The organism is Streptomyces sp. NPDC004561 (assembly GCF_053602155.1).
In genome coordinates, this window is record NZ_JBSGDB010000311.1 from 339 (window position 1) to 10908 (window position 10570).

12 protein-coding genes and 2 pseudogenes are annotated in these 10570 nt (G+C 68.3%); 5 read left to right on the forward strand and 9 right to left on the reverse strand.

What is annotated here, in order from left to right:
* The 3 genes from ACWEN3_RS31480 to ACWEN3_RS31490 all read right to left on the reverse strand — a co-directional run.
* A partial coding sequence (locus ACWEN3_RS31480; protein ID WP_452977583.1) for a serine/threonine-protein kinase occupies nt 1-768 on the reverse strand: 768 nt, incomplete at its 3' end.
* 154 nt (nt 769-922) lie between these two features.
* Complete coding sequence (locus ACWEN3_RS31485; protein WP_452977586.1) at nt 923-1336, reverse strand: hypothetical protein; 414 nt, start codon at nt 1334-1336, stop codon at nt 923-925.
* 380 nt (nt 1337-1716) lie between these two features.
* On the reverse strand, nt 1717-3159 hold the full coding sequence (locus ACWEN3_RS31490; protein WP_452977589.1) for a pyridoxal phosphate-dependent decarboxylase family protein: 1443 nt from the start codon (nt 3157-3159) through the stop codon (nt 1717-1719).
* Between the two features lie 169 nt (nt 3160-3328).
* Between ACWEN3_RS31490 and ACWEN3_RS31495 the strand changes: the two genes are divergently transcribed.
* Nucleotides 3329-3817, forward strand: coding sequence for an Lrp/AsnC family transcriptional regulator (locus tag ACWEN3_RS31495; RefSeq protein WP_452977591.1), 489 nt, complete (start codon nt 3329-3331; stop codon nt 3815-3817).
* Nucleotides 3818-4006: 189 nt separating this feature from the next.
* Here ACWEN3_RS31495 and ACWEN3_RS31500 read toward each other — a convergent pair whose 3' ends face one another.
* The gene (locus ACWEN3_RS31500) at nt 4007-4522 is read right to left on the reverse strand and encodes an N-acetyltransferase family protein (protein WP_452977594.1); all 516 of its coding nucleotides are present in this window, start codon (nt 4520-4522) and stop codon (nt 4007-4009) included.
* Nucleotides 4523-4668: 146 nt separating this feature from the next.
* Nucleotides 4669-4974, reverse strand: a complete 306-nt coding sequence (locus ACWEN3_RS31505; RefSeq protein ID WP_452977596.1) for a hypothetical protein — start codon at nt 4972-4974, stop codon at nt 4669-4671.
* Between the two features lie 465 nt (nt 4975-5439).
* Here ACWEN3_RS31505 and ACWEN3_RS31510 point away from each other — a divergent pair, with 465 nt between their 5' ends.
* Nucleotides 5440-6273: a PIG-L family deacetylase gene (locus ACWEN3_RS31510; protein ID WP_452977599.1), complete on the forward strand. Its 834-nt coding sequence runs from the start codon at nt 5440-5442 to the stop codon at nt 6271-6273.
* 241 nt (nt 6274-6514) lie between these two features.
* Here the strand turns inward: ACWEN3_RS31510 and ACWEN3_RS31515 are convergent.
* Both ACWEN3_RS31515 and ACWEN3_RS31520 read right to left on the reverse strand, forming a co-directional pair.
* Nucleotides 6515-6683: pseudogene (locus tag ACWEN3_RS31515) on the reverse strand (IS5/IS1182 family transposase); the annotation flags it as partial.
* A gap of 48 nt (nt 6684-6731) precedes the next feature.
* Nucleotides 6732-7211: a hypothetical protein gene (locus ACWEN3_RS31520; RefSeq protein ID WP_452977601.1), complete on the reverse strand. Its 480-nt coding sequence runs from the start codon at nt 7209-7211 to the stop codon at nt 6732-6734.
* Nucleotides 7212-7480: 269 nt separating this feature from the next.
* On the opposite strand from ACWEN3_RS31520, the pseudogene ACWEN3_RS31525 reads away from it, so the two are divergent.
* The 3 genes and pseudogenes from ACWEN3_RS31525 to ACWEN3_RS31535 form a co-directional block, all read left to right on the forward strand.
* Nucleotides 7481-7733 (forward strand): annotated as a pseudogene (locus ACWEN3_RS31525) (transposase); the annotation flags it as partial.
* Nucleotides 7734-7764: 31 nt separating this feature from the next.
* Nucleotides 7765-8202 carry a cytidine deaminase family protein gene (locus tag ACWEN3_RS31530; RefSeq protein WP_452977604.1) on the forward strand — a complete coding sequence of 146 codons (438 nt, stop codon included), beginning with the start codon at nt 7765-7767 and terminating at the stop codon, nt 8200-8202.
* Nucleotides 8203-8380: 178 nt separating this feature from the next.
* A complete protein-coding gene (locus ACWEN3_RS31535) occupies nt 8381-8590 on the forward strand; it encodes a hypothetical protein (RefSeq protein ID WP_452977607.1) in 210 nt (69 codons plus the stop codon).
* Nucleotides 8591-8739: 149 nt separating this feature from the next.
* On the opposite strand, the gene ACWEN3_RS31540 is transcribed toward ACWEN3_RS31535, so the two are convergent.
* Nucleotides 8740-9384: a dihydrofolate reductase family protein gene (locus ACWEN3_RS31540; RefSeq protein WP_452977610.1), complete on the reverse strand. Its 645-nt coding sequence runs from the start codon at nt 9382-9384 to the stop codon at nt 8740-8742.
* 333 nt (nt 9385-9717) lie between these two features.
* Nucleotides 9718-10413, reverse strand: coding sequence for a glycerophosphodiester phosphodiesterase (locus ACWEN3_RS31545; RefSeq protein WP_452977613.1), 696 nt, complete (start codon nt 10411-10413; stop codon nt 9718-9720).
* Nucleotides 10414-10570 lie beyond the last annotated feature (157 nt).

A 10570-nucleotide genomic window follows, 5' to 3' on the forward strand; every position in this document is an offset into this window, starting at 1 on the left:
AGGACCTCGAGCCGGCGCTGAACATTCCGGGAGGCGTGGTGCAGACTCTGGAGAAGGAGCAGGCCACGGTGACCGTCGAGCAGTCGGGTGGACCACCCGGTAGCCGGTCAGGTAGGGGCTGTCGGCGTCGAAGGGGCCGCGGCCGGTGACGCAGTACACCAGCATCGCGCCGAGCGAGAAGACGTCCGACGCGGGGCCGACCGTACGGGCGTCGGTGAACTGCTCCGGGGACATGAACGTCGGGGTACCGATGACCTGCCCGGTCTCGGTGAGGGCGTGGTGGCTCTCGGCACCACGCGAGATCCCGAAGTCGATGACACGGGGACCGTCCTCCGCCATGAGGACATTGGCCGGTTTCAGGTCCCGGTGCACCACCCCGACCCGGTGGATGTCCCGCAGGGCCTCCACCAGGCCCAGCGCGAGCGGCCGTAACTCGTCGACGCGCAGCGGGCCTTGCTCACGGATGCGGGCGGCGAGCGACCGGCCGGGCACGTACTGGGTGGCCATCCAGGGGGGTGTGGCCTCCGGATCGGCGTCCACGACGGCTGCGGTGAAGGCCCCGCTCACCCGGCGGGCCGCCTCGACCTCCTGCCGGAAACGGGTCCGGAAGACGTGGTCCTGGGCATACTCGGCGCGTACGACCTTGACGGCGACCTCACGACCGGAGCGCGACCTGCCCCGGTAGACCATGCCCATGCCGCCGGCGCCGAGCCGGTCGACCAGCTTGTAGCCGCCGACGGATCTCGGATCGCCCCTGTGCAGAGGCACGCGCATCCCCCTCAGTCGTCCCGCAGTTCGCAGCGCCAGCATACGAAAGCGGGAGGGCATCGATGCCGAGCCCCGAACTCCCGGATCGCGCGATCCAGCCACCCATCACATTCCCGATGGGGGCGGGCCGCGCACGGACTCATGAGGCCGAGGGTCATGCCGCGTCGGGGTCGGTGCCCATGGCACCGGCTGAGCGAAGCGAACACCCGAGGTCTCCGGTGAGGACGCGCGGGTGTCGCCGCCACCACCACAGGTCGGGGCCGGGCATCCTGTGGAACTGGTCGAGTGCCTGACCATCGTCGTCGACGGTCGCGGCCCGGTACCGGTCGTCCAGAGCTCTGATCTGCGGGGTCCAGAGCTGGACGAGGTGTTCGTCCAGCAGGATCCACGCCTCGTGCAGCCAGTTCCGGCAGTAGAGGTCGTTCGTGTACTCGTAGATGTCGTCGCCGTAGCCGCGTTCGATGACGCTCACCAGGGCGGCCCACGCGTTCACCATTTCACCGACCTTGAATGCCGTCCGCCAGCCGCGCTGGTGCAACAGCTCCCCCACCTCGGTTTCAGTTGCCACGAGCGTGAGGCTCTCATAGCGATTCCGTCCGGGCGACCGAGTTGTGTCCCGCCAGAGGCTGCGGCCCCGAGCATGATCAAGGTGATCGTCAGCGGCACATGGGGAGCTGTCCGGAGCGAAGGAAGCCATCGGCCGGACCACCGTGATCGCTGACTGCGTCACTGGGGCACGGCGTGCGCCTGGTAGACCTAAGCGATCAGCGATGCGACAGCGATCACGACCGCGCAGACCGCGGTGACGGTGTCTGCGTTCATCCCATCCCCTCGGTGAAGCCTCCCCACTTGGACCCGACGATCCGAACCGATCGTCGGGTCCCGTCCCGACGTTCACCCGGCATCAGGAATCAGTTGGCCACTCTGAGCGTCACAGCCGGCCGGTGATCACGACACGGCCGCGTGGCGCTCGACCTCGGCGGTGATGATCTTCAGCGCCTCGGCGATGCGGTCGAGGTGGGTACGGTGGGAGACCATACAGACGCGCAGGGTGTAGCGGCCGTCGACGACCGTGCTGGAGAGCACGACGCGCCGATGGCCGTTGATCCGCTCCAGCAGACGGCGACTCGCCTCGTCGGCCAGCTCGGCGGCGGCCCGGCTGCCGTCGGAGGGACGGACGCGGAAGATCACGGTGGACAAGTCCGGGCGTAGCGGAACCTCCAGCTCCGCGACGCCGGACAGCACGTCGTGTACGTGGTCGGCCAGGTCGAGCTTCTCGTCCAGGGCTTCGCGGAAGGCATCCACCCCGTGCAGGTGCAGGGGAAGCCAGGCCCGCAGACCGCGGATCTCGTGGGTCAGCTCGGGCCCGAGGCGACTCGAATCGGGGACGCTCCCCGCCGTCCCCATGTCCTGGAGATAGCTGCCGGTACCGTCGTGCGCGGCGTGCAGGGCGGCGATGTCGCGGACGACCAGGGCGCCGGTGCCGAACGGCAGGAACAGGGTCTTGTGCGGATCGAGGGTGATCGAGTCGGCCTCCTCGAGACCGGCGAGGCGTTCCCGGCCGCGTGCGGTGAGGCGGAAGAAGCCGCCGTAGGCGGCGTCGATGTGGAGCCACACGTCCTCGCGGCGAGCCAGGCCGGCCAGCTGCGGCAGCGGGTCGATGGTGCCGGTGTCGGTGGTCCCGGCGGTGGCCACCAGCAGGAACGGCCGCAGCCCGGCATCCCGGTCCGCGCGGATCATCGCCGCGGCGGCGTCGGGGTCCATCCGCAGGTCCGGGGTGTGCGGCACGGTACGTATGTGGCCGGCGCGGATCCCGGCGAGGCGGGCGGCCTTGGCGACGGAGTGGTGGGCGAAAGCGGTGGTGTAGACGGTGCCGTCGGCGAGATCCTCGCCGAGTCTGTCGTGGCGGGCGGCGACCGTCGCGGAGAAGGTGGCCATCGAGCCGCCACTGGTGAGCAGGCCGCCGCTGCCCTCCGGGAGTCCGCACACATCGCGGGCCATCCAGCGGAGCACGCTCTCCTCCAGTGCGGCGAACGCCGGGGCGACCGAGGCCAGGCCGCCGTAGCGGTTGACGGCACGATTGTAGAACTCGGCGAGCGCGGCGGAGTACAGGCCGCTGCCCGGGATGTACGCCAGGTGGCCGGGCCCGGCGGTCTCCAGAGCGCAGTCGGCGGCCTCGTCCAGACGCGCGAGCAGAGCCTTCAGGTCGCCGCCCCGGGCGGGCGGCGGTGCCAGGAACGACTCCACGAGATCGGTCTCGGCCTGCGGGGTCAGCGGACTGGTCGCAGGGCGGGCCCCCAGCTTGTCGGTGCGGTCGACGACGCGGTCCAGGACGAGATGGCCCATCTCGGTCATCGAGGCGCGGTCGGGTTCCAGAGGGAAGTGGTGCATGCGGCAGTCCGATGTGCGTGAGAGGGGTACGGAGGCGGCGGGTCCGGCGTACCGGCCGGAGCGCGTGACCAGGATGCGCCGTCATGCGCGGCACGTGATGGCGTATCCGGTGCCCAGCGGGTCCCGCGATGCATGATTGTGCGCCGATCCGGCCACTACGCTGCATTTCATGCCACGTCCCATGTACGACCGCATCGACCGGGCGATCCTGGACCACCTCCAGCGCCACGGACGTACCCCCAACGTCGACCTCGCCGAGGCCGTACGCCTGTCACCCTCGTCCTGCCTGCGCCGCACCAAGGCACTGGAGGAGGACGGGGTCCTGGCCGGCTACCGGGCCGATCTGGACCGCGAGCGCCTCGGCCTCGGGCTGACCGTGTTCCTCTCCCTCAAGGTCGAGCACTCCCGCACCACCTCCCAGGTGGTCGAGGAGGCACTGAAGGCGATCGACCAGGTGGTCGCCTGCCACGTGGTCTCCGGTGACGCCGACTTCCTCGTCGAGCTCGCCGTGCCGGACCTGAGGACCTTCGAGAAGGTCCTCACCGACCAGATCCTGGCCATCGGCCCCGTTCGCGACGCCCGCAGCACCATCTGCATCCGCACCGTCATCGACCGCGGCCCACTCCCCCTCAACTCCTGGCGCGCCCCGCGCCCATGACCGGACGCCACGGTTCCACTTGCCTCGATCTTGTAGACGGTCCCACCCATTGACGGCCTGCCGGTCCTCCACGCGCGGCTGTACTGTCGCAGCCCGCTGTATCGGCGGAGCGAGTAACTCCCACTCCGCCTCTGCGAGTTCAAGACGGCGCATCACCCCTCACGACCCACCACGACGACCTATGAACGCCTAGAGCAGGATGCGGAGGTCGAGCACGGACCCGGTGACTCCGACCGGCCTCGCGTCCAGTTTCTCCAGGACTTGGAGCATCGGCTCGTTGCTCGCCGCCACCGCGGCGGCCAGCGCGTGGTGTCCCTCGCGTCGGGCAACGGTCGCCGCATGTTCGGCCAGCGCGGTGCCAAGCCCCCGTGCCTGCCAAGCATCCTCGACCAGGATCGCGAGTTCCCCCACCCCTTGCTGATCGGTGCGCATGACGTTCGTCATCGCGATGATGTGGTCCGTACGCTCGGCTGGAGCGGTCACCAGCGTGGTGCCGCGCTCTGGGCTGGCCAACTGACGCCATTCGGCAGGTGAGAGCCCGGCCTTGCCCGCGTGGTATCGCAGGGCTCGGCTGCCCAGCGAGCAACGGCGGTGCAGTTCCTGAACTGGCACCAGGTCGACGGGGGCCGCCTCCCGGGTTCGGGTGGCCGTTCCATCGGTCAGCGTGATCGAGTGTGCGTCGTCTCGACGGCCGGCGTCGGGCATCGACGTTCTCCTCACATTGCGATCGTGACTGCTGTGCCGCGGGTCCCGGGGGACGAGTGCGCGGCCTTGATACCGCAGCAGTCTTTTGCCGACTCCGGGCCGGCTCAAGAGGACTTCGCGCCACGTCGATTGCACTGCGCTCATGGTCAACCACGGAGAGGAGTGAAAATCTGAAGGAATCGTGGCCGTCGTCGACGCCGATGCCGAGTATCACTCACGACATCACTCCAGGATTTACACGGAGGGCAGCCCGGCCGTCGCCACCAGGACAGGCCGATGAACGTCCGTACTTCGCGTAAGCGAGCCACTTCTGAGTGGGTGTGCAACCGTTCAGCGGCCGGTGCACTGGCGGATGCTGGCGGATGCTGGCGGCCGGGGCGGCGAAGACAGCGATCAAGGCAGGCGGTCAGTAGATCGGCATCGCGCGGCGTTCCGAAACTGGCCGGCGTCATGCAATAGGCCAGCCCCGCCCATCAGACCTCGCAGGTCGGCAGGAGTTACGAGGCGCTCACGGAGCTCGGTCCGGTGGGAGACTGCAGGCCGCCGCTGAGCTTGAGGTAGCGGCGCCCGGGCGTGACGTAGCGCGCCGGTGCGCCGGGGCCCGAGCCGGTACAACGAGCCGATGAACACGTACAGGCTCACGGGCAAGTCCGGAAGCGAAGCGCACGGTGGAGAGGGCCAAGTCCCAGGAGCGTTCCCGTCCCCGGCGGGAACAGCCAATCCCCTCAGCACTGTTGCACCAGCCGAGGGACCGGCGCCGCGTGGGCGGGGGGCCAAAGAGACCAAAAGTCCGTCAGCCCCCACGCGACCCCGGCCCCCGGGTCCGCGGTACGCCTGGTCACCCGATATCGGGGTGACCCCGTAGGCGCCTGTCGCAGACTTGGACCGAGACCTTTTCCCACAGGAGGACTGCTTAAATGAATGACCGGCCCTTGACGCTCATGGCGGTGCACGCCCACCCCGACGATGAGGCCACCGGAACGGGAGGTGTCCTCGCACGGTACGCGGCGGAGGGCATCCGCACGGTCCTCGTGACGTGCACCGACGGCAGTTGCGGTGACGGACCGGAAGGTGTCAAGCCAGGCGATCCCGAGCACGATCCGGCAGCCGTCGCCTTGATGCGGCGCCAAGAACTTGAGGCAAGCTGCGAAATTCTGAAGGTCAGTCATCTCGAGATGCTCGACTACGCCGACTCCGGGATGATGGGCTGGCCAACCAATGACGCCCCCGGTTCCTTCTGGCAGACACCCGTGGAGGAGGGCGCCGCCCGACTCGCGGAACTCCTGCGCCGCTACCAACCCGACGTGGTCGTCACGTATGACGAGAACGGCTTCTACGGCCACCCCGACCACATCCAGGCAAACCGCATCACGATGACGGCGCTGGCGATGACCGTGCCAACACCGAAGGTGTACTGGACGACGGCACCCCGCTCGATGATGCAGCGGTTCGGGGAGGTCATGCGCGAGTTCGGTGCGGACTGGCAGGAGCCGGATCCCGCCGAGGCCGCCGCGATGGCCGAGATCGGACTCCCCGACGAGGAGATCACCACCTGGGTGGACACCACCGCGTTCGGCGGACAGAAGTTCGATGCGCTGGCCGCGCACGCCAGCCAGGGCGAGAACATCTTCTTCCTCAAGATGGGCCAGAAAAGGTTCACCGAATTGATGGGCGTCGAGACCTTCGTACGTGTCCAGGACACCACCGGCGCGGCCGTGCCCGAGAACGACCTCTTCGCCGGCCTGCGCTGATCCGACCGCCTTCCGGGGCTCTAGAAAGCTCATGATCGGTACGGCTCGATCGAGCGGGCTCGTACACCTGGAGGCTTGTTCACGTGGGATCCGCTCCGGCGGCCCTTGATCATCAGGGAGGCCCTGCTCGGTAGCGGGGTGATCTGGGCGCTTCACACCCCCTGGTCGCCCAGACCACCCCGCTCGCCGAGATCCCAGAGACGCACCGCGTCAGCGAGGGCGGTCACATGCCTGGGAAGCCGAGCTCGCGGAGAAGTCGCCGGGACTCGAGAGTGGCCATCTCCTGCTCGACGAGGGCTCTTTGCGTGTGACCAGTTGACGGCGTGCTGGCTGGCGGAAAGCATCTCCCACCCGCCGCCGTAGGGCACCCAAACCGTGCCTCCGGCGCCGTGGTCGCCCTTGTCGGGCCACCAAGAGGGTGCGGGCCTCGTCAAGACCTCTGGATCAAGTCATGGCCTTCAGTCGCCAGACCTGCCCCAAAAGGCGATCATCGTGTTCGCCCCGGTGGCGTCCTGCAGCGGCCTGCACCAGGCTGACCAACGCGGCATGTCCCACAGTTCCTCCGAGCCGGATTGCCGTGCGTCGTAGCGCTCTTGGGCTCGTTCGAAATCTCCTTGGGTCGGCTGCGCGGTTCCGAAGATCTCGATGGATTCCTCGTCCGACAGCGGGCGCATGGTGTGGTCATCGTCGTACGCCTCGGCCTCGATGACCTCCCACACGTCGATGATCGTGTGCGTTCCTTCGCTGCCGAAGGTCTCGTCTTCCCAAAGGTCGTCAAGGTCATCAACAGAGGTGAGTGAGCGGCCTGCGGTCTCGAGCCCGTCCCAGGAGGTCCCGTGGACGAAGAGTCTCTGGAATTCACGCTGCCGCACGGTGGCCAAGGCCGCCGAGATGTCTCCGGCATAAGGTTCGACGTAGTGCCACGATGAGGCGCCCACTCAGCTCTTGCCCTTCCTCGGTCCGTTCTTGTCAGCACGGACCCTATCCGTCGGCTACGGCAGCGAGGCATCACCCTGCTGCCTTACGCCACCTGGTCCAGGCGCTCGACCAGCAGGCCGCGTTCGAAGCGGGCTCTGGCACGGACGAGAGCGACGATCTGGGGTGCGATTACGGCGGCACCCCGTGTGATCGCGGACTTCGGCATAGCCTCTAGCACATTTGCGGCTTTGTGAACCCAGCACCGTTGCTCGCCGCGCTGATGAACTGCGACCTGTCTGAGGCCGGCTACGTGTGCGTCTGGGCCGACGGCATCCCACCTCAACGTCCGCCTGGAAGAGGCCAAAGCCTGCGTCCTGGTGATGGTGTGGAGGTGCTCGCCGATGGTTCGAAGGAACTCGTCGGGCTCAAGAACGGATACCGCGAATCAGGCGAGTTTGGGCGGACCTGCTGTGCAACTGTGCTCGGCGCGGCATGCGCGCCCCGGTGACGGCGCCTTAGGCTTCTGGAAGGCAACCTGCGAGCGTCGCCTGACATCCGACGAAGGCAGAGAAGATGACCACGCAGACCCACCCCGTCGACCACGAACTCATCCAGGCCGCAGCCCACGTCGCCCGCACGCGCTGCCGGGGCGACAACCACACCATGGCAGCCGCGGCCCGCGCCCAGGACGGCCGGATCATCACCGCCGTGAACGCCTACCACTTCACCGGAGGCCCCTGCGCCGAGTTGGTCCTCATCGGCTCGGCAGCCGCCCAGGGCGCCTACGAGCTGGACACGATCGTCGCCGTGGGCGACCGCGAGCGAGGGGTTGTCCCCCCATGCGGCCGGTGCCGGCAAGTCCTCCTCGACTACTTCCCTGCCCTCAAGGTCATCGTCGGCGAGGGCGACCGCATCCGAACCGTCCTCATCACCGACCTGCTGCCCGAAACCTACGTCTGGGCCGACCACCAACTCGACGCCGAGAAGACCGCGCCACTCAGCACGGGCTGACACCGTCGGCCGACAACAGGGCGAACACGGGCGATACCTTCGGCGCGCGGTCGACGGGGCTACCGGGACGGGTCGTAGTAGCCCGATCCGGCTCCATGATCAGGCGGTCGGGCAGGTTCGGGTCTGGCATCATGCCTCGATGATCGCTTCCATACCTCCCGTTGTCCCCGCTGGGCACATGAGCCGCGGTCAGCAGCCGGTCTTCCAACTGACGAGTGGAATGCAACTGCGGCCCTGGGAAGTGGACGACGCACAAGTGCTTGCGGATTCCTGCCTCGACCCGGAAATCCAACAGTGGAATCGACCAGGACGCTTGTCGATCGAGGACGCGCAGAGCGTCGATGTGCTCATGGATGCAGCGCAGGATGCGCGCTCCTGGGTTGGCTGAGCGGGATACCTGGCCCCGATGGACACCTTCGATGGTCGGAATCCGGTCGCCTTCACCCAGCTGCAGGGGCTCTCGGCTCGGGGCCATGCGACGGCAGATATCCCGATACCCGTTCCACAGTGATACGGGCCCACCAGGCGTTGGGGGCTTCAGTCGTCGTTTTCGGCACCACGATCGGGTGCGGTCATGTCCCCCGTGGCGGGCGTGCCGTCGGCGAGCCCGTAGCGCAGGTACACGGTTCCCGTCGGGCTGGCTGCCGGGGGTGCGAGGAGCACGAGGTTGGTGGGCACCGCGCCACCGTCGAACACCTTCTTCCCGACGCCGAGCACAATCGGGTGCAGCCAGAGGTCCAGACGGTCGAACAGCTTCTCGCGCAGCAGGGTCTGCACGAGATTCAGGCTTCCGACGACCTTCACGTGCTCGTGCCGGTCACGGAGGTCGCGCACCGCGTCGACCAGATCCGGGCCCAGCTGTGTGGAACCGGCCCACGAGAGGTCGGGCCTGCCGCGCGAGGCCACGTACTTCGGCACACTGTTGAAGAGCGTGGCGATCTCGCTGCCCTCGCCGCCTTTCTGGTGGGGCCAGTAGGCGGCGAAGATGTCGTACGTCCGCCGACCGAGCAGGAGGGCATCGGTGCCTTCGTACGCGGCACCGACCTGTGCCCCGGCGACGTCGTCGAGCAGGGGCGCCTGCCAGCCGCCGAACGGGAACTCCACCGGGTCCTCTTCGGGGCCGCCGGGCGCCTGCGCGACGAGGTCCAGAGTCGCGAACAGCTCGATGTGGATGAGGCCCATGGCTTGCTCCCGATGAGTCGGTTGTCTCCGTCAAGGGGTAGACCTGCGCGAGTCGGCGAACTCATCGCCGCGCCGGAACCCGACGCGCCCAGACGGCGGCACAACCACGAGGTCCCCTCGCCGGTGAGCGGTGAGGGGACCTGTCTGTCGCGGGAGATTCAGAGTCCCGGCTGTTACGGCTGTTACGGCTGGCTGTTACGGCTGTTACGGCTGTGGCGTCCTAGCAGGTCGGACCGCAGGTGGGTTGCCCTGCGTAAGGGCCTGCGACCCACAGCATTCACGCTCCTGTCCGACCGCACGGGCGGCGGTTCGGTCCCGCTCGGACCCCTGAGCTCAGGCCGTGGCCTCGACCAGCCGCTTCATGCCGGGCTGGTCGGTCACGCAGCCCACCAGACCGAGCGCCCGGGCCAGCGCCAGGTCGCGCTCGTCGTTGACGGTCCAGGCCATCACGTCGATGCCGGCGGCGCCGCACTTCTCCACGATGGCCCGGTTCAGCTGGCGCAGCTCCACGCTGACCAGGGTGGAACCGACCTTCTGAGCGCGGCCGACGAAGGTGTCGCGGTGCGCGCTGGGGCCTGCCACCAGCACGGTGCGGGCCCGCGGCAGCAGGTTGTGGATCTCGATCAGCGCCACGTCGTGGAACGACAGCACCGAGACCCGGTCCAGCAGGTCGCGGTCGGTGAGCACCTTGGCCAGCGACCGGGCTGCGGCCACGTCCTTGATCTCCGCCTGGATCGGCAGCGTCGGCCCGACGGCGTCCAGTACCTCCCCGAACGTGGGGATGCGCTCGCCGAGGCCGGCGTCGAGCTTCTTGAGCTTCCGCAACTTCTGGTCGGCGATGGGACCGGAGCCGTCCGTCGTACGGTCCAGGGTCTCGTCGTGCATGACGACCAGTTCACCGTCCTTGCTCAGGTGCAGGTCCAGTTCAATGCCGTCCAGCCCCTCGCGTTCGGCCCGCAGGAAGGAGCGCAGGGTGTTCTCCGGCTCGGCGGCCATGACACCGCGGTGACCGATGGTGAAGAAAGACACTCGATTGCCGTCCTTGGGTGTGGTGGTCCGGGGCAGCCGCACGGGCGCCGTACCGCCCCGTCCTCTGGTGCCCACCCTGTGCTTCGGGGCGGGCGCGGGAATGCTCGTCGGGCTGGTGGTGTACGCCGCCGGGGTCAGGGTGTGGCGCCCGGCTCCG